18 protein-coding genes are annotated in these 18,126 nt (G+C 71.4%); 9 read left to right on the top strand and 9 right to left on the bottom strand.

The window, feature by feature from the left end; genetic code table 11:
• Nucleotides 1-108 precede the first annotated feature (108 nt).
• Nucleotides 109-1,320: a S8 family peptidase gene (locus tag GA0070604_RS18225; RefSeq protein WP_091119491.1), complete on the top strand. Its 1,212-nt coding sequence runs from the start codon at nucleotides 109-111 to the stop codon at nucleotides 1,318-1,320.
• A gap of 184 nt (nucleotides 1,321-1,504) precedes the next feature.
• Nucleotides 1,505-2,020 (top strand): hypothetical protein, encoded by a 516-nt coding sequence (locus GA0070604_RS18220; RefSeq protein ID WP_091119488.1) that lies wholly within the window; start codon nucleotides 1,505-1,507, stop codon nucleotides 2,018-2,020.
• On the opposite strand, the gene GA0070604_RS18215 is transcribed toward GA0070604_RS18220, so the two are convergent.
• Together GA0070604_RS18215 and GA0070604_RS18210 are read right to left on the bottom strand one after the other, a co-directional pair.
• Complete coding sequence (locus GA0070604_RS18215; RefSeq protein ID WP_244161976.1) at nucleotides 2,013-2,342, bottom strand: VOC family protein; 330 nt, start codon at nucleotides 2,340-2,342, stop codon at nucleotides 2,013-2,015. The genes GA0070604_RS18220 and GA0070604_RS18215 overlap by 8 nt on opposite strands.
• 131 nt (nucleotides 2,343-2,473) lie before the next feature.
• Nucleotides 2,474-3,016, bottom strand: coding sequence for a CGNR zinc finger domain-containing protein (locus tag GA0070604_RS18210; RefSeq protein WP_091119484.1), 543 nt, complete (start codon nucleotides 3,014-3,016; stop codon nucleotides 2,474-2,476).
• Between the two features lie 25 nt (nucleotides 3,017-3,041).
• Here GA0070604_RS18210 and GA0070604_RS18205 point away from each other — a divergent pair, with 25 nt between their 5' ends.
• On the top strand, nucleotides 3,042-3,221 hold the full coding sequence (locus GA0070604_RS18205) for a hypothetical protein (protein WP_091119480.1): 180 nt from the start codon (nucleotides 3,042-3,044) through the stop codon (nucleotides 3,219-3,221).
• 15 nt (nucleotides 3,222-3,236) lie between these two features.
• Here the strand turns inward: GA0070604_RS18205 and katG are convergent, their stop codons facing one another.
• Complete coding sequence (gene katG, locus GA0070604_RS18200; RefSeq protein ID WP_208602307.1) at nucleotides 3,237-5,456, bottom strand: catalase/peroxidase HPI; 2,220 nt, start codon at nucleotides 5,454-5,456, stop codon at nucleotides 3,237-3,239.
• A gap of 201 nt (nucleotides 5,457-5,657) precedes the next feature.
• On the opposite strand from katG, the gene GA0070604_RS18195 reads away from it, so the two are divergent.
• Nucleotides 5,658-7,247 (top strand): NAD(P)-binding domain-containing protein, encoded by a 1,590-nt coding sequence (locus tag GA0070604_RS18195; RefSeq protein WP_244161975.1) that lies wholly within the window; start codon nucleotides 5,658-5,660, stop codon nucleotides 7,245-7,247.
• A 3-nt stretch (nucleotides 7,248-7,250) separates the two neighbouring features.
• On the opposite strand, the gene GA0070604_RS18190 is transcribed toward GA0070604_RS18195, so the two are convergent.
• From GA0070604_RS18190 to GA0070604_RS18180, 3 genes are all read right to left on the bottom strand, one after another.
• Nucleotides 7,251-7,850, bottom strand: a complete 600-nt coding sequence (locus tag GA0070604_RS18190; RefSeq protein WP_091127235.1) for a nitroreductase family protein — start codon at nucleotides 7,848-7,850, stop codon at nucleotides 7,251-7,253.
• 152 nt (nucleotides 7,851-8,002) lie between these two features.
• On the bottom strand, nucleotides 8,003-9,115 hold the full coding sequence (locus GA0070604_RS18185; protein WP_091119473.1) for a carboxylate-amine ligase: 1,113 nt from the start codon (nucleotides 9,113-9,115) through the stop codon (nucleotides 8,003-8,005).
• Nucleotides 9,116-9,205: 90 nt separating this feature from the next.
• Entirely contained in the window at nucleotides 9,206-10,366 is a 1,161-nt protein-coding gene (locus tag GA0070604_RS18180) for a M20/M25/M40 family metallo-hydrolase (RefSeq protein ID WP_091119469.1), read from the bottom strand.
• Between the two features lie 213 nt (nucleotides 10,367-10,579).
• Between GA0070604_RS18180 and GA0070604_RS18175 the strand changes: the two genes are divergently transcribed.
• Nucleotides 10,580-11,122, top strand: a complete 543-nt coding sequence (locus GA0070604_RS18175) for a carboxymuconolactone decarboxylase family protein (protein WP_091119466.1) — start codon at nucleotides 10,580-10,582, stop codon at nucleotides 11,120-11,122.
• Between the two features lie 69 nt (nucleotides 11,123-11,191).
• On the opposite strand, the gene ku is transcribed toward GA0070604_RS18175, so the two are convergent.
• Nucleotides 11,192-11,950, bottom strand: coding sequence for a non-homologous end joining protein Ku (gene ku, locus GA0070604_RS18170; RefSeq protein WP_091119462.1), 759 nt, complete (start codon nucleotides 11,948-11,950; stop codon nucleotides 11,192-11,194).
• Between the two features lie 227 nt (nucleotides 11,951-12,177).
• Between ku and GA0070604_RS18165 the strand changes: the two genes are divergently transcribed.
• A complete protein-coding gene (locus GA0070604_RS18165; RefSeq protein WP_091119459.1) occupies nucleotides 12,178-12,870 on the top strand; it encodes an O-methyltransferase in 693 nt (230 codons plus the stop codon).
• Nucleotides 12,871-12,920: 50 nt separating this feature from the next.
• Here the strand turns inward: GA0070604_RS18165 and GA0070604_RS18160 are convergent, their stop codons facing one another.
• Nucleotides 12,921-13,973 carry an RNA polymerase subunit sigma-70 gene (locus GA0070604_RS18160; RefSeq protein WP_091119457.1) on the bottom strand — a complete coding sequence of 351 codons (1,053 nt, stop codon included), beginning with the start codon at nucleotides 13,971-13,973 and terminating at the stop codon, nucleotides 12,921-12,923.
• Nucleotides 13,974-14,161: 188 nt separating this feature from the next.
• On the opposite strand from GA0070604_RS18160, the gene GA0070604_RS18155 reads away from it, so the two are divergent.
• Complete coding sequence (locus GA0070604_RS18155) at nucleotides 14,162-14,989, top strand: SAM-dependent methyltransferase (protein WP_091119453.1); 828 nt, start codon at nucleotides 14,162-14,164, stop codon at nucleotides 14,987-14,989.
• A gap of 331 nt (nucleotides 14,990-15,320) precedes the next feature.
• Entirely contained in the window at nucleotides 15,321-15,812 is a 492-nt protein-coding gene (locus GA0070604_RS18150) for a DUF1579 family protein (RefSeq protein WP_091119450.1), read from the top strand.
• A 158-nt stretch (nucleotides 15,813-15,970) separates the two neighbouring features.
• Here the strand turns inward: GA0070604_RS18150 and GA0070604_RS18145 are convergent, their stop codons facing one another.
• A complete protein-coding gene (locus GA0070604_RS18145) occupies nucleotides 15,971-16,723 on the bottom strand; it encodes an SDR family NAD(P)-dependent oxidoreductase (protein WP_091119446.1) in 753 nt (250 codons plus the stop codon).
• 258 nt (nucleotides 16,724-16,981) lie between these two features.
• On the opposite strand from GA0070604_RS18145, the gene GA0070604_RS18140 reads away from it, so the two are divergent.
• The gene (locus tag GA0070604_RS18140; RefSeq protein WP_091119443.1) at nucleotides 16,982-18,118 is read left to right on the top strand and encodes an abortive infection protein; all 1,137 of its coding nucleotides are present in this window, start codon (nucleotides 16,982-16,984) and stop codon (nucleotides 18,116-18,118) included.
• Nucleotides 18,119-18,126: the final 8 nt, after the last annotated feature.

Genomic DNA, 18,126 nt, shown 5'->3' with positions numbered 1-18,126 from the left:
GCCGCAACGCATTCAAGGATGTCGAATCGTTCGGTAGAGTTGCCCTCGGTGCACGCAGAGCCATCGTCCGGTTTCGCCTGGCCCTAAGGTCCGAGCGAGGAGGCCCAGATGACACCTTCCCGTCCCCGCCTCGGGCGGGTCGCCGCCGTCGGCGTACTCGCCGCCGTCTCGGTGGTCGCCGCCCTGGTCGGCACGCCGGTGGCCGCGGCGCCCGTCACCGGCCAGATCCGTTACGCCGGCAACGCCACCGCCGTACCCGACAGCTACATCGTGGTGCTGACGGACGCCGCCGTCGGTGGCCGGGCCGCCACCCGCCAGGCCGCGGTACGCGGCACCGCGCGAAATCTGGCCAGCCGGTACGGTGCCAACCTGGGCCGGGTCTACGACAGCGCGCTCAACGGTTTCTCCGTCACCCTGTCGGAGCCGGCCGCCAGGCGCCTCGCCGCCGACCCCGCCGTCGCCTACGTCGAACAGGACCGTACGGTCTCGGCCACCGCCACCCAGATCAATCCACCATGGGGGCTGGACCGTATCGACCAGCGCGGGCTGCCGCTGGACGGGACCTACCGCTACACCACCACGGGCGGCGGGGTGACCGCGTACATCATCGACACCGGCATCCGGATCACCCACGTCGAGTTCGCCGGCCGGGCCGGGTACGGGTACAACGCGATCGACGGCTCGTCGGTGGCCGACGACTGCAACGGGCACGGCACGCACGTCGCCGGCATCGTCGGCGGCAAGACGTACGGCGTGGCCAAGGGGGTACGACTGGTGGCCGTACGGGTGCTCGACTGCGCCGGCAGCGGCACCACCGCCGGGGTGATCGCCGGGGTCGACTGGGTGACCCGTGACCATCGGCCGGGCCAGCCGGCCGTGGCGAACATGAGCCTCGGCGGCGGCAGAAGCACCGCCCTCGACTCCGCAGTGGCCAACTCCATCGCCAGCGGCGTGACCTACGCGGTGGCCGCCGGCAGCTCCAACGACGACGCCTGCCGCTACTCGCCGCCGGCGGTGTCCACCGCGATCAGGGTCGGCGCGACCCAGAGCAACGACGCGCGGGCCAGCTTCTCCAACTGGGGCGCCTGCGTGGACCTCTACGCCCCGGGTGTGAACATCCCGTCGGCCTGGCACTCCGGCGACACCGTCGCCAACGTGCTCAGCGGCACGTCGATGGCGGCGCCACACGTGGCCGGCGGGGCGGCCCGCGTCCTCCAAACCAACCCGGCCTGGACTCCGGCGCAGGTGAAGTCGTATCTGATCGGCACCGCGACCCCGGTCGGCGTCATTCTCCTGCTCTACCTGGATCCGGCGGCCTGACCCACCCGCCGGCCGCTCGCGCCGGCCGAATATCTGGCCGCAGACGGGGTACAGCCCACGAGGTCAGGCATCCGACGCGGTGGGCTGTCACGAAGGGGTGAGGCGCAATGACGGGCTGGCGAGACGCGCACCTCGCGTTCGGCTGACGATGGTCGGAGTTCGTCGACCCCTGACGCAACTGAACGTGGCCAGCCTGGCGGCGCACGTGGCCTTCGAACTGGGCGCCGGCGTGGGCATGCCGCTCGCCTCGGTCGTCGGCCCGTACGCCGCCGCGGGGTTCTGGACCGCCGTCACCGGGAGTGTCCTCGCGGCGAGCACCCGCGACGCCTCCGCCGACCGGCTGCTGGCCGCGGCCAACGGCTTCGGCCTCGCCGCAGTCTCGGCCCACCTGCTCGGTTGGCCGACCCGCCGCACCAGGACAGGCCTGCCGTGGCTGGAGGACTGCGAGGGGCTGGGGCCCGAGTTGATGCCCTTCTACAACCCGATCCTCTACTGCTCCGGCGTGGCCGGTCTGCTGGCCGTCTTCCGTGAGAACCGCGGCGCCCGCGTACGCCTGTCGGCGGCCATGCTCGGGCTCGTGCCGCTGCTCATCGCGTACCAGCACTGGGAGCACCGGCGGCTGGTGCGGCTGGCGCACACCCGCCCCCGGTGGTGGAACCGCCGTCTGCGGCGGCTGGCCCCCGAGTCGGCTCTCAGGTAGCAGGGCGCGTGGCGGCCACCTCGGCCTCGCTGCGCAGGATGCAGAACTCGTTGCCCTCCGGATCGGTCAGGACCACCCATCCGGTCCCGTCGGGGTTCCGCCGGTCGGCGACCTGGGTCGCGCCGAGGGCGATCAGTCGGGTCAGTTCCTCGTCGCGCAGACCTTCTCGCGGGCGCAGGTCGAAGTGCAGCCGGTTCTTGATCTGCTTCTGCTCCGGGACCTCGATGAACAGCAGCCGATGCCGCCCGTCCGGCGACTGGATCATGCACTCCTCGTGGCCGGGTTCGTTGGGGTCCTCCGGATCCTCGGTGTAGTCCAGCACGGTCCGCCATCAGGACGACAAGGCGTAGGCGTCGGCGCAGTCGACGCTGGTGTGGGAGATGAAGGAACCATCCGGCCAGAATGCCGACGATCGGGATTCGGCGCGAGCGCTTATCGCTGTCGGTGTGGCGCTCATGAAGGGTCCGCGCCACGCTCCGGGCCGCCTCGGGCCCGGTGCCGGCGTACCGCGTCGCGGTTGGCGCACCGGGGCGAGCAGTAGCGTTGCCGGCCGGTCCGGGACAGGTCGGCGTAGATCGTCCGGCACCCGTCCCGGGCGCACCGGCCCAGCCGGTTCATCCCCCGACTGGTCAGGTGCAGTGCGGTGCCGACACTGATCAGGGCGCGGAGCACCGCCGACAGCGGCACCCCGTCGTCCCGGTAGTGCAGGTGCCAGCGTCCGTCGCCGTGGTCGGTGAGCCGGGGGTACGTCGACGCGCCGGCCAGCATCCGGTTGAGCAGCGCCGCCCGCTCGCTCGCCGAGGTGGCGTCGACGATCTCGGACCACTCCTCGACCAGCCGGAGGGCGACCGAGAGATCGTCGTCGCGTACCGGCATGTCCATCACCACCCCGGCTGCCTGGCATCGGCGGGCCAGGTCCGCCACCGACCGGGGCGGGTCGTTGGCCAGGTCGACGGCCAGCCGCACCGGCTCGGCTCCGTAAGGGTTGAGATGCACAATGCCATTACACCAGGCTGTGCACATGAGCGACAGCCACGGGCACGTCTGGCGGACCCGGTCCCGGCACCGGACGAGCGAGGGAACGGTGTACTACCAGTTCTGCCACTGCGGCCGGTGGCGGATCCGTGCCGGCCGTCAGGCCGGAATCCCGGTCGAGATCCGACCTGACGGCACCTCGGGGCCCCGGTCGGTGTGGCGCTGACCGGGGCCCTTCGCGTCAGGCGAGGTCGTACCGGTCCAGGTTCATGACCTTGACCCACGCCGCGACGAAGTCCCGGACGAACTTCTCCGGCGCGTCGTGGCTGGCGTACACCTCGGCGATGGCTCGGAGCTGGGAGTTCGCTCCGAGGACGAGGTCGACGGCGGTGGCCGTCCACCTGACCTGGCCCGTGGCGCGGTCCCGCCCCTCGTACACGTTCTCGGCCGAGGTGGACGCCTTCCACTCCGTGCCGGGGTCGAGCAGGTTCACGAAGAAGTCGTTCGTCAACGTCTCGGGCCGGTCGGTGAGGATGCCGTGCTCCGCCCGGCCGGTGTTGGTGTTCAGGGCCCGCATTCCGCCGATCAGGACCGTCATCTCGGGAGCGGTCAGCGTCAACAGGTTGGCCCGGTCCAGCAGCAGGGTCTCCGGCGACAGCTTCTGCCCGGCTCGCAGGTAGTTGCGGAATCCGTCCGCCCTCGGTTCGAGCACGGCGAAGGACTCCACGTCGGTCTGCTCCTGGGAGGCGTCCGTACGTCCCGGAGCGAACGGGACCGTGACGTCGTACCCGGCGCTCCTGGCCGCCTGCTCGACCGCCGCGCACCCGCCGAGGACGATCAGGTCGGCGAGCGAGACCTTCTTTCCACCGGACGTCGAGTTGTTGAAGTCCTGCTGGATCCGCTCCAGCACCGGCAGCACGGTGGCGAGTTCGGCCGGGTCGTTGACCTCCCAGTTCTTCTGCGGTTCCAGGCGGATCCGCGCCCCGTTGGCCCCACCCCGCATGTCGGTGCCGCGGAAGCTCGCCGCCGCCGCCCAGGCCGTCGAGGCCAGCTGGGAGACGGACAGCCCCGAGGCGAGGAGCTTGGCCTTGAGGGCGGCGATGTCCTCGTCCGCGACCAGTTCGTGATCGACCGCCGGAACGGGGTCCTGCCACAGTTGCGGCTCCGGGACCCACGGGCCGAGGTAGCGCGAGACCGGGCCCATGTCGCGGTGCAGCAGCTTGTACCACGCCTTGGCGAACGCCTCCGCGAACTGCTCCGGGTTGTCCAGGAAGCGGCGCGAGATCTGCTCGTAGACCGGGTCGAACCGGAGCGCGAGGTCGGAGGTGAGCATCCGTGGTTCGCGGCGCTTCGACGGGTCGTGCGCCTCGGGCACCATGTCGGCGCCCGCGCCGTGCTTGGGCCGCCACTGGTGCGCGCCGGCCGGCGACTGCATCAACTCCCATTCGTAGGCGAAGAGGATGTGGAAAAACTCGTTGTCCCAGCGGGTCGGGTGGTACGTCCAGGTGACCTCGATGCCGCTGGTGATGGTGTCGGCGCCCTTGCCGCTGCCGAAGGTGTTCTTCCAGCCGAGGCCCTGGCTTTCGAGGGGTGCCGCCTCGGGCTCGGGGCCGACGTACTCGGCGGGGGCGGCGCCGTGGGTCTTGCCGAAGGTGTGGCCGCCGGCGATGAGCGCCACGGTCTCCTCGTCGTTCATCGCCATCCGGCGGAACGTCTCGCGGATGTCCCGAGCGGAGGCCAGCGGGTCCGGGGTGCCGTTGGGGCCCTCCGGGTTCACATAGATGAGGCCCATCTGCACGGCGCCGAGCGGACCGCTGAGTTCCCGGTCGCCGCTGTACCGCTCGTCGCCGAGCCAGGTGTCCTCGGGCCCCCAGAAGATCTCCTGGGGTTCCCAGATGTCCTCCCGCCCGAAACCGAAGCCGAAGGTCTTGAAGCCCATCGACTCCAGGGCGCAGTTGCCGGCGAAGACCAAAAGGTCGGCCCAGGAGATCTTCCGCCCGTACTTCTGCTTGACCGGCCAGAGGAGTCTGCGGGCCTTGTCGAGGTTCACGTTGTCGGGCCAGCTGTTGAGCGGGGCGAAACGCTGAGCCCCGTCGCCCCCGCCGCCGCGACCGTCGTCGATCCGGTACGTGCCGGCGGAGTGCCAGCTCATCCGGATGAAGAGTGGCCCGTAGTGGCCGTGGTCGGCCGGCCACCAGTCCTGCGACGTCGTCATCACCTCGAAGATGTCCCGCTTCAGCGCGTCGACGTCGAGGGTCTTGAACTCCTCCGCGTAGTTGAAGGTCTCGCCCATCGGGTTGGCTCGGGGCGAGTGCTGGTGCAGAACCTGAAGGTTCAGCTGGTTCGGCCACCAGTCCTGGTTGGTCCTCGGCCGACTCGGCTTCTGAGTCGGGGAGGGGATCGCTGGGTTCTCGCTCTCGCTGCCGCCCTGAGGCACGTCAGTCCCTCTCCTGTCGTGGATTTCTCATTCGGACGCGGTCAGGCCTTGTGGCCGCGTTGTGTAGTAGGCCCAGATTACATCTGGAGTACGGCAAATATCCGGTGGCGCGCGACGAGGCGAACCGACGGTCTCCGGCGTGACGGTCGAGCCGGGTGACGGCGCCGAGGTCGCCCGTCGTGCCGAGCGTTGACATCTCGTCACCCATCGGCGAGGGTCACTGGCGTGATCGGCCCCGGAGAGCAGACAGCGCCACTCACCGACCAGCGCCACGACGGTGTCGAGGAGCATCAGTATGTGATCATCGGCGGCGGCCCCGCCGGGCTGCAGCTGAGCTACTACCTGCAACAGGCCGGCTGTGACTACGTCACGCTGGAACGCGCGTCCGCGCCGGCCGAGTTCTTCCGGCACTTTCCCCGCCACCGCCGGCTGATCTCGCTGAACAAGGTGCACGCGACCAGCACCGACCCGGAGATCCGGCTGCGGTGGGACTGGAACTCGCTCCTGCACGAGCCCGCCGACCTGCCGTTCCCGAAGTACAGCAGCGAGTACTTCCCGCACGCCGACGACATGGTGCGCTACCTCACCGACTTCCAGCGCTACCACCAGCTCGCCGTACGTTTCGACACGGCCGTGGAGCGCGTCGAGCGCGTCGACGGCGGGTTCCTCCTGCACACGCCGCGCGGGGCGCTACGGGCCCGCTGCCTCGTCGTCGCCACCGGCTGGGGCCGCCCCAACGTCCCCGACATCCGCGGCATCGAGCACGCCACCGGCTACGAGGACATGCAGACCGACCCCGCCCACTACGCCGGCCAGCGGGTGCTCATCCTCGGCAAGGGCAACTCGGCGTTCGAGACCGCCTCGGCGATCCTCGGGCACGCCGCCATGGTCCACCTCGCCAGCCCCCGCCCGCTGCGCCTGGCCTGGAACACCAAGCACCCCGGCGACGTACGCGGCCACCACGGCGCCGTGCTCGACAGCTACCAGTTCAAGACCCTGCACTCCGTGCTCGACTGCGTCATCGACGAGATCCGCCCCGTCGGCGACCGCTACGAGGTTCAGTTGACCTACACCCACGCCGACGGCGAGACGGCCGTGCTGGAGTACGAGTCCGTCCTCCGCTGCACCGGCTTCGCGATGGACACGTCCGTGTTCGACCCGGACTGCGTCCCGGCCATGGTGCCCAGCGGTCGGCTGCCCACCACCACCCCCGACTGGCAGTCCACCAACGTCGACGGGCTCTACTTCGCCGGCACCATCGCCCAGGACCGCGACTTCAAACGCGCCTCCTCTGCATTCATCGACGGATTCCGCTACAACCTGCGTACGCTCACCGCGCTGCTGCGGGAACGCTACGAGGGCGTGCCGCTACCGTACGAGAGCCGCGTCGCCGACCCCGACGTGCTCACCGCGGCCGTGCTCGACCGGGTCAACTGGAGCTCGGCCCTGTGGACCCAGTTCGAGTTTCTCTGCGACGCGCTCGTCGTGGACGCCGACGGCCGGGTACGCCACCACGTCGACCTGCCCGAGGACCACATCCGGGCCCGGTTCCGCGACCACCCCCACTACTACACCGTCGGCCTGCGCTGGGGACGCGACGACTACGGCGACGTGTTCGCCATCGAGCGGCACCCGCAGCCGGATCGGGCCGCCGAGAGCGCCTTCATCCACCCGGTCGTCCGCCGCTACCACGGGGACACCCTGGTGGAGGAACTGCACCTGCTGGAGGACCTGCTCGCCGAGTGGCGCCGGCCCGATCGGCACGTGGCGCCCCTGCGGGACTGGTTCGCCCGGGAGCTGCCCCGCCGGCGCTGAGGCTCACCGCCGGACGAGGACCTCCCGCAGCGGCTTGCGCTCCAGGTCCGGCACCCACGCGTCCGCCGCCGGGAAACCCACCGGCATGACCACGTACGGGCGCTCCTCCGGCGGGCGCTCGCACACCGTGTTCAGGAAGCGCATCGGGCTCGGGGTGTGCGTCAGGGTGGCGAGCCCCGCCCGGTGCAACGCGGCGATCAACAGGCCGACCGCGATGCCCACCGACTCCTTCACGTAGTACGGCTTCGGCGTACGCGGGCCCTGGTGCACCTCGAACACCACGATCACCGCGGGTGCGACCTCCAGGAACGGCTTGTGCCAGTCCGTGCCGATCGGGGCGATCGCGTCCAGCCACTCCGGAGAGGCCCGCCGCTGGTAGAACGCCCGCTCCTCGGCCTCGGCCGCGTCGCGTAGCCGGCGCTTGCGGTCCGGGTCGGTGATCACCACGAACCGCCACGGTTGCAGGTTCGCGCCGCTGGGCGCGGTCGACGCCGCCCGTACCGCCTCCTCGATCGCCTCCATCGGCACCGGATCGGGCGCGAAATGCCGAATCGAGCGACGCGTCGCCATCAGGTCGGCGAACTCCCGCGCCGCGTCGACCATCTCCGCCGCCGACGCGGGCCCACGCGTCCGGGCAACCGCGATCCTGTTCGCGACCGTGTCCATGCCGCGCCTCCTCTCGGATCCGGCTTCCAGCATCACCCACGGCCCGGTCCGGGCGCTTACGCCAAAGAGCTGTCCTGCGGCCGGCCCGGTCACGCGCCGGGGGTCGCCGAGGCGAGATAGTCGACCGTGTCGCTCAGTTCGCCCCGGCGGGCCGCCGCCGCCCGCTGACGGGCCGCCCCGCTGCCCGTCGCGAGCAGCGACCGCAGCCAGCCGTCCACCAGGCCGTCGTCACCGTATCCACGCAGCACCGGGGACACCGCCGCCACCGTCTCGGCCAGCAGCTCCCGGGCCGGGCGCAGCCGGCCGGTCGTCACGTCCAGCAGCTCGCCCTCCAGGCCGTCGCGGGCGGCCCGCCAGTATGCCGCGCGCAGCAGCTCACCGGGCAGCTCCGGGCCGACGTCGCCCCGGGCCACCGCCTCGTCCGCCCGTACGGCCAGGGCCCGCACCAGCGCCGCCACCAGGGCGGACTCCTGCGCGGTCACGGGCACGTCGGCGACCCGTACCTCCACGGTGGGGAAGCGCAGCGAGGGACGTACGTCCCAGAACAGCGTCCCGCCGTCCACGGTGGCCCCCGCGTCGGTCAGCATCGCCACCACCCGCTCGTAGTGCGCCAACGACTCGAACCGTGGGGGAGGGCCGGCCACCGGCCAGCGCGGCCAGACCATCGTCCGCCAGCTCGCGTACCCGGAGTCCCGCCCCTCCCAGTACGGCGAGTTCGCGGTCACGGCCACCAGCAGCGGCAGGTACGCGCGCAGGTGGTTGCCCACCAGCACGGCCCGCTCCCGGTCCGGCGTCTCCACGTGCACGTGCAGCGCGCAGATCGCCAGCTCGTCGTGCAGGCCCCGGAACGTGGCGGTGCCCCGGTCCTGCCGCGGCCCCCGGGTCACCGGCGGGCACAGCGCACCGGGCAGCACGGAGGTGCCGGAGGCGACGACCCGCAGCCCGTCCGTGGCGGCGGCGTCCGCGACGATCCGCCGTGCCTCGACGAGCTGGTCGAGCAGCTCCTTGACCGACGAAACCGGGTTCGTGCGGGTCTCCACCTGCAATGTGGTGATCTCGCCGGAGACGCGCGGGCCGAGCCGCTCGGCGGCACGGGACACCACCTTCTCCGCTGCCGGGGTCACCGCGCGGGTCACCGCGTCGACGACGAGGAACTCCTCCTCGACCCCGATCCGGGGACCCGTCGTGCGTTCCCGCGTCATGCGGACCACCGCCTCCCACCGTCGGCCACAGCGGCCGCCGGAGGCGGCCCGGCCGACAGGGTAACGGCGACCGTAGTCCCGGCAACACCGTCAGTCAGCGACGGTCGTGCGTGTCGCCGCGACTGCCGGCACGCCGTCGGCCAGCACCCGGCGGATCACCGCCGCGAGCAACGCCGTACGCTCCGCCATCCGCGACACGTCGACCCACTCGCCGCGGGCGTGGGGCAGCCCGCCCACCCCACCCAGACCGTCCAAGGTGGGCACTCCCAGGGCGCCGGTGAAGTTGGCGTCCGACGCGCCGGGCGCGTGCACGCCCCGTACCGCCGGCAGCCCCATCCGGGTCGCCGCCTCCTGGGCCACCCGCAGCAGCGGCGCCGCCACCTCCGGCGGCATCGGATACCGGTTGACGCCACCGGTGACGGTCAACCGGGCGCCCGGCAGGCGGGGGCGCAGGGACCGCACCAGGGCGTCCACCCGGTGCAGCTCCTCCCGGGTCCACGCCCGTACGTCCACCGACAGCGCGCCGGACTCCGGCACCACGTTGGAGGTCGTTCCGGCCGACAGCACCGTCGGGGTCACGGTGGTCTCGCCGTCGGCGAACCGCTGCACCGCCAACGCCTGGTGCGCCACCTCGACGCCCGCGTTCACTCCCCGGTGCGGCTCCACCCCGGCATGCGCGGCCCGCCCTCGCACCACCAACCGGTACGCCGAGCCACCCTTGCGCGCCACCTTCAGCTCGCCCGACTCGGTGGACGGCTCACCCACGAGCACCACGCCGGAGCGGGCGGCCTCCCTCTCGATCAACGCCCGGGAACCCGGCGATCCGCTCTCCTCGTCGCAGGTCAACAGCAGGCCCACCCGGTCGGTGTCGGGCAGCAGCTCCAGCGCGGTCAGCACCTGCACGATGCCGGCCTTCATGTCGCACACCCCGGGGCCCGTCGCCAGGTGGCCGCGGATCGAGAAGGGCCAGTCCCGTACCGTGCCGGCCGGCCACACCGTGTCGAAGTGACCCAGCAGCAGCACCCGCTGGTCGGTGGCCGGCCACAGCAGATGCGGCAGGCCGTCCACGACCACCCGCCGCGCGGGCCGGCCCAGCACCGCGTCGCCCCAGGCGGTCAGCAGGTCGGCGCACACCGACAGCTGCCGCGCCTCCCCGGGCGGGGATTCGCAGGCCACCAGCTCCTCCAGTCGGGTCAGCATCGAGCTGGCTCTGGCCCGGGCACCGTCCAGGATCTGCGTATCGTCCGCCATGACCCGATGGTGACAGCGCGACCGGACCGCCACCGTGGGTGATCGTGCTCAGTTCCTCCCCGGCCCGGCCGCCCCTGGGTGTCGAAACCTCCGCGAAAATCGAGCACGGGTGAAGAAATCTCGGGTCGCAACCTCGTGTAACCATGCGACTACCCGTACCGGCCGTCCGTCGGTTGCGGGTCAGGCCACACCGTCTACACCGGAGGTGACGTCATCGCTCACATCGACTTGGGGCTTGACGAGCAGCAGAATCCCGGCATCACCGGCCTCATGCGGTTCCGGCCGGAGACCGCCGAACCCCTCAACGCGCTGGCGGAGGTGCTGCTGCGCGCCCCGCACTCGATGAGCCCGGGGGAGCGGGAGCTGATCGCGGCATACGTCTCGGGCCGCAACGAGTGCGAATTCTGCTGCACGTCGCACTCCCTGTTCGCCGCCGCCCAACTCGACCAGGGCATGACGCTGGTGCAACAGGTGCGCGCCGACCCCGACTCGGCCCCCATCTCGTCGAAGCTGAAGGCCCTGTTGCGTATCGCCGGGGCGGTGCAGCAGTCGGGCCGCGCGGTGACCGCCGAGATGGTGGAGTCCGCACGCGAGCAGGGCGCGACCGACATCGAGATCCACGACACCGTGCTCATCGCGGCGGCGTTCTGCATGTTCAACCGGTACGTGGACGGGCTGGGCACGTGGGCGCCGGAGAGCCCGGACGGATACGGCGACTCGGTACGGCGGATCGTCGAGCACGGGTACGGCGTGTGATCGGAGCACGGGACCGGCAGCCACACGCCCTCTCCGGCGCTGGCCGTCGAGTCCCGTGCGCCGTGCCGCCTACGCCGCTTTCTCGGCGCGTCCGCGCCGCCGTACGGCGCGGGAAGCCGGCACGTCCGTCGTGGCCGCCGAGTCCACCGGCGTGTCGCCGGCCTTGGTCGCGATCAGCGCCAGCAGGGCCGCCCGGAAATCGTCCCGCAGGCCGTCGGCGTCGAACCGCTCGGTCATCGCGTCGATCAGGGAGGTGGTCCGGGCCAACTCCGGGGCCGGCACCGCCACCGGAGCGTCGAGGAAGGAGAACTCCGGCGCCCGCAGCTCGTCCGGCCACATCATCGTGTGCAGCAGGAGCATGTCGTCGCGTACCCGGATCGCCGCCAGCCGTTCCACCTGGCGCAGCGCGACCTTGGCGATCGCCACCCGGCGGCTGTCGCGCAGCGCGTCACGCAGCAAGGTGTACGGCAGGACGGCGATGTCGTCCGGCTCCAGGAAGTACGTCCGGTGGTAGAGGACGGGGTCGACCTCCTCGGTGCGGACGAACCTGAGCACCTCGATGGTGCGCAGCGTCGGCAGCGGCAGACCGGCCAACTCCTCGTCACTGATGGCGACCAACCGTCCGTCGTCGAGTTCGTACGCCTTGGCGACGTCCTCGTAGGCCACCTCGTCACCGCAGTCGTCGCAGAAGCGCCGTACGCTGATCCGGCCGTTGTCGTCGCGGTGCACCTGCCGGAACCGGACGGCCTTCTCCTCGGTGGCGGCATGCACCTTGACGGCGATCGACACAAGGCCGAAGGAGATCGCACCCTTCCACATTGCCCGCATCCGTGCTCCCGGCTGATCGTGATCCGTACCCTGCGGCCAGCCTGACACGGGCGGTGGGCCCGTCTCTTCCTCCTGCGTGCGCGGCTGCCGCACCGACCGCACGGACAACGCACCGTCGAGGATGCGGCCGGCGGGACGCCCCGGCGACGATCAGGCTGGCCCGCCCGCGGCCCGAGCCGACCGGCCGGGCCCACGGCGGAGCGGACCGAGGCCGGAGGGGCGGACGCATGAGCGCGGCGGCGGGTGGCGGGATCGCCAAGCACGTACCTGTCAATCAGGTGTTACGGGAGTACCTGCTCGCGTCGACGACGCCACCCGATCCGGCCGTGCGTGCCCTCATCGCCGCCACCGACGGCCTCGGTGAGGTGGCGGGGATGATGGTGCCGGCGGAGCAGCTCGCGCTGTTGACCCTGCTGACCCGGATCGCCGGCGCCCGTACCGTGATCGACATCGGCACCCTCACCGGGCTCTCCGCCCTGGCCTTCGCGCGCGGCCTGCCCCCGGGCGGCCGGGTGATCACCTGTGACAACAGCGACCGCTGGCTGGACCTGGCCCGCGCGCACTGGCAGGGGGCGGGGGTGGCCGACCGCATCGACTTCCGGCTCGGTCCGGCCGCGCGGACCCTTCGGGCGATGGCCGGCGAGCCGGCCGTGGACCTCGTCTTCGTCGACGCCGACAAGTTGAACTACCCGACCTACTACGACCTCGCGGTGCCGCTGCTCCGCCCCGGCGGTCTGCTGGTGCTGGACAACGTGCTGCTCGACGGCTTCGTGACCGCGCCGGAACTGGCCGGTGAGTCGTTGCAGCGCAGGTGCGCCGCGGTGCTGCGCGAGGTCAACGCGGCCGTGGCGGCCGACGACCGGTTGGAGGCGGTCATGCTCCCGATCGCCGACGGGCTCACCATCGCCAGGAAGCGGTGACGGTACGTACCGAGGGGCGCCCGCCGGCCGGCGGGCGCCCCTCGGTACGTTCACAGGGAGGCAGGCAGGTCGAACATCGGGAAGACGTCCGGCGAGAACGCGGTGATCTCCGCGATCATGCCGTCCTCGATCCGGAAGACGTTGAGCACCTGCGGGCGGTACAGCGACTCGCCCGGCCGGCGGACGTATCCCGCGACCGCCGGCTGCCGGTTCGCGTGCGTCCCGAGCGCCTTCCACTCCCCGAAGTAGGCCGGTGACGTCGGGTCGAACTGCGCGACGAGACCGGCGACGAACATCTCCCGGCCGATGATCCAGAACGGGTCCGGCGGCATGGTCACCCGTACGTCCTCGCGGAGGAGCTTCGCGAAGTTCGCCGCGTCGGCCTTCTCCAGCGCCTCGATGCACCGTTGCACGAGGGCGCGCTCGGCCTCGGCCGGATCATCGGTCGGGCCCCAGTCGATCGGGCGGGGCGGGAGCCGGTCCTTCAGCGTGGCCCGCGCCCGTTGCAGGGCACTGTTGGCGGAGGCGAGGCTGATGTCCAGCATCGCGGCGGTCTCGTTCGCCGACCAGCCGAGCACGTCCCGCAGGATCAGCACCGCCCGCTGCTGGGGCGGCAGGTGCTGGATCGCCACGAGGAACGCCAGCTCGATCGTCTCCCGCGCCATGATCTGCGAGTCCGGCTGGCTGTCGGGTGGCGCCACGGGGTCGAGCAGGTAGTCGGGGTAGGGCTGCAGCCAGGGGACCTCGTCGGTCGCCGGCGGCGGGGTGGTCGGCCCCGCTCCCAGGGCCGGCTGGCGGTGCGGGAGGGGGGTGCGCGCGTTGCGCCGCAGGAAGTCCAGGCAGGCGTTCGTCGCGATGCGGTACAGCCAGGACCGGGCGGTGGACCGCCCCTCGAACGTCTCCCGTTTGCGCCACGCCCGCAGATAGGTCTCCTGGACGAGATCCTCCGCGTCCTCGAAGGAGCCCAGCATCCGGTAGCAGTGGACCTGCAACTCCCGGCGGTGCCGGTCGGCGAGAGCCGCGAAGCCCTCCTCGTCGATGGTGGTGATGGCGGTCGTCTGCTCGGCGTCGCGTTGCGGCGCATTTGCACCAAGGTTCGCCATCTATCCCTCTTTCAGCCGCTCGTGGAACAAATATGCACGTCTCACTATACCGACCGGCCCCTGTGGAGCCGGCTGACACGCGCGACGTGACAGCGGGCGAGCCGGGCACGTCCAGAGGTGAGCGCGCCGATGACGGATGCGAGGGTGATTCCGCGATCAAGCTGGCGACGACACCGGAGCGAGGGGCGATGGACTCGACAATACCCACCACGGACGACATCGGCCGGATGTACGACGAGACCGCGGCGCTGTCGCAGATCTTCATCGACGGCCAGGAACACCTGCCCTACTGGTACGACGACCGTGACGACACTCCCGTGGTCGAGGCGGCCAAGCGGATCACCCGCAAGCTCGCCGAGGCGATCGACCTGCGGCCGGGGGAGGACGTCCTCGACGCCGGCTGTGGTGTCGGTGCGCCCGCCGTGCAGCTGGCCGAGGAGTACGCGGCCCGGGTCACCGGCGTCACCATCAGCCCCGTACAGGCGGTGGAGGCGCAGCGCCGCGCCGAGCGCAGCGAGGCGGCCTCCCGGATCGCGTTCGCCCACGGCGACTACCACGACCTCGCCTTCGCCGACGGGTCGTTCGACGCGGTCGTGGCGATCGAGTCGCTCATGCACGCCGGTGACCTGACGGCGCCGCTCGCCGAGTTCCACCGCGTGCTGCGGCCCGGCGGCCGGTTGGCCATCGCGGACTGCACCCGGGAGGCGCACGTGGGCGCGGATCGGGCCGCCGAGTTCATGGCGGCCTTCCAGATCGGCCAACTGCTCTCCGTACCGGAGTGGATCTCGCGGCTGCGGGCGGCGGGCTTCGACGTGGAGGAGTACACCCAGTGCGGGCCACGGGTGTACGGCATGGGGCTGCGCTATCTGGACCGCGCCGACGAGCTGCACGACGAGCTGTCCACGCGGTTCGGCGAGGACATGGTGCGTGAGCTCAAGCAGTCCTACCGGGACTACTTCGCCTGGGACGGCGACATCGGCTACGTGGTCATCGCCGCGCGTAAGCCGTACCTCTGATCTTCACGGTCTTCTCCGGGCGTGCGGTGCGCCGGTCCTGCCGGTGCGCCGCACGCCCGTCCGCTTTCCGCCGGCCCGCGTCAGCGGCGTGTCCGACGGCCGACCCGGCATGGTCCCTTCGGTGGAGTAGATATCCACCGTTAGGGCATGGTTGGCGTATCTGGCGAGCTGCCTCGCCGGGAAGCCGATGAGTTGCCCGCCACGCCCGCGTCATAAGAGACGTGGCTGTCGGCCGTCGTCGTCCGGCGCGTCGGACAGTCACCGACCCTCGGGTTCGCCGTACGTCACACGTAACGACCTCCGGCAAGCGGAACAGTTAGAAGGAGCGACGATGTCCGACAACACCCAGCAGATGCCCCCGCCGCCGCAGCCGTCCCCGGACCTGCGCCGCCTCGACTTCCTCGTCGGCACCTGGAAGCTCAGCGGCAAGACGGAGGCCGGCCCGATGGGCCCGGCGGCCGAGCTCTCCGGCACCGAGACCTTCGAGTGGCTCGAGGGAGGCTTCTTCCTGGTCCACCACTGGAACTGCGCGATCGACATGGGCCCGGCCGGCAAGATGCCGGACGTCGGCTACGAGTTCTTCGACTTCGACCCGGAGACCCAGAAGTTCCGCTCGCACTACTTCAGCAGCTTCGGGCCGTTCAACGAGGAGCAGAGCCGCTACACCGGCGACTTCGAGGACGACAAGCTCGTCCTGGTGGGCCCGGCGAAGTACGTCCGCAAGCTCAACGACGACGGGACCATCACCTACGACTGCGACTTCCCGCTGCCGGACGGCAACTGGGTGCCGTTCATGCACGCCACGCTGACCAAGGTCTCCTGACCGGAAACCGACGTGGCGGGCACCGCGCGATCGACCACACCCCCGAGGTGATCGCGCGGTGCCCGCCCGGCGTGGGGTACCGGGCCCACCACGCCTGGAACGCGCCGGCCCGGCCGGCGCGGGTGGCCTCGATCCCGTTGGACCGGCCACCACGAGCATCACTTCGGCACTGACGTGATCAGTCCACCGTCGACCAGCAGCTCCTGTCCGGTGATGTAGGACGACCGGTCGGACAGCAGAAAGACCACGGCGTCCGCCACGTCCTCCGGCCGGCCCAACCGCCCCAGCGGGACCTGGCCGCGAGCGGCCTCCCGGGACTCCTCCGTGTCGGCGATGCCGAGGAACATGTCCGTCACGATGTAGCCGGGGCTCACCGCGTTGATCCGGGTGCCACGGGCCCCCAGGTCCGCGGCGAGGGAACGGGCGAGGTTCACGACCGCCGCCTTGCCGGCCGCGTACAGAGGAGTCGTCGCCAGACCACGGTGCACCAGCCAGCTCCCGTTCACCACCACCGCCGCGCCGTCGACCAGCAGCGGCAGCGCCTTCTGGATCGTGTGGAAGACCCCCCGGAGGTTGGTGTCGAGCAGGTCGGCGTACTCCTCGTCGGCCACCGCCGCGCACGGGTTGAACCGGGCGATCCCGGCGTTGGCGAACACCCCGTGCAGACGGCCGACGCGGTGTTCCACCACGGTCATCAACCGGTCGAGGTCCGCTGCCACCGACACGTCGGCGGGTACCGCGACGACCCGCTCGGGCGCGTCGAGCGCCTCGAGCGCCCGGTGCAACCGGGCGACGCTGCGGCCCGCGATGACCACCCGCGCACCGACCTCCAGCAGCCTGCGCGCGGTGGCCAGGCCGATGCCGCTGCCACCCCCGGTGATCAGGACCGTCCTACCGTCGAACTCCGCCATGCACCCAGCGTGTCAGTGGCGGCAGCGCCGGAGCACCTTCCCCCGTGCTGACCCCGGCCCAGCGGGCTCGCGGGCGGCACGCCCGGAGATGCGCCGGTGGTACGCCGGTTGCGAGGGTCGAGCCCGGGCACGTCGGTCGGCGGCGCCGGGGCTACCTGCCGGACTCGCGCCATGGGACGGGCACCGTCGCCCGGTCGTGCGAACCCGACGTGACCTGCCCGAGGCACACCCGTATCCAGGTCACCAGGGAGAACGTAAATGACAGGCAGTCCGCAGCCCGGCACCCCGCACGACGCCGCCCGACCCGGAGTCCTGCGCTCGGTCGGCGTCGCCTACGACACCGGCACCAACTTCGCCACCGGTCAGGGGGATCTGTCCCGGGTGGTCTGGAACAACGACCGGATGGCCGAGGAGATCGGGGCGATCCGCCGGCAACTGCACTGCAACTCGGTCACCCTCTACGGCAGCGACCTGGGGCGGCTGGCGGACACCGCGCGGGCGGCGGCCGAGGTCGGGCTGCACGTGTGGCTGCAACCCCGCCTCGTCGACCGACCGCAACCGGAGATCGTCGACCATCTGGCCGAAACGGCGCGCGTCGCCGAGCGGATGCGACGCGACGGGGCCGCCGTCAGCCTCTCCACCGGCTGCGTCCACCTGGTCTTCACGCCGGGCCTGGTCGCCGGCGAGCAGTACCACCAGCGGATGGCGAACATCTTCGCCGAGGCCGACCATCACGTCCTGCGGCCGACCGGCACGGTCGACCTGGTCGGCGCCAACGAACGCCTCAACCAGTTCCTCGACCGGTCGGTGCGGACCGTGCGATCGATCTTCGGCGGGGAGGTCGGTTACGCCGCGGCCCCGTTCGAGGACGTCGACTGGCGACTGTTCGACACGGTCCGACTCATGCACTACTACACCCTCGGCTACCCGGCCCGGGACGAGGACCAGGTCGCCGAGATCGCGCGTTACCACCGATGGGGCAAGCCGGTGATGATCGCGGAGTTCGGGACGGCGACCCATCCGCGCGCCGCTGAGATGGCGTTCCTCTCCTTCGACGTCGTCGACCGGAGCGGACCCGAGCCGACCGTCCACGAGGGGGTTCTCCGCGACGAGCCCGCCCAGGCGGCCTTCCACCAGCGGATGCTGGACGTGTTCGCCCGGGCGGGCGTGCACGGCGTGGCGGTGAGCGAGTTCATCCACCCGACGCACCCGCACTCCACGGATCCCCGCCTGGACCTCGACGCGGCGAGCATGGCGCTGGTCAAGACCATCCGGGCCGACCACCACGACCCGGCGTCCGAATACCGCTGGGAGCCCAAGCAGTCCTTCCACGCCCTCGCCGCGCGGTACGCGCTGCTGGGCGCGGACGAGCCGGGCAGCCACGCTCGTCCGTGATCTCGGCC

This window comes from Micromonospora eburnea (genome assembly GCF_900090225.1).
In the GTDB taxonomy this organism is placed as follows: Bacteria; Actinomycetota; Actinomycetes; order Mycobacteriales; family Micromonosporaceae; genus Micromonospora; species Micromonospora eburnea.
This window is presented reverse-complemented; position numbering and strand designations above follow the sequence as displayed.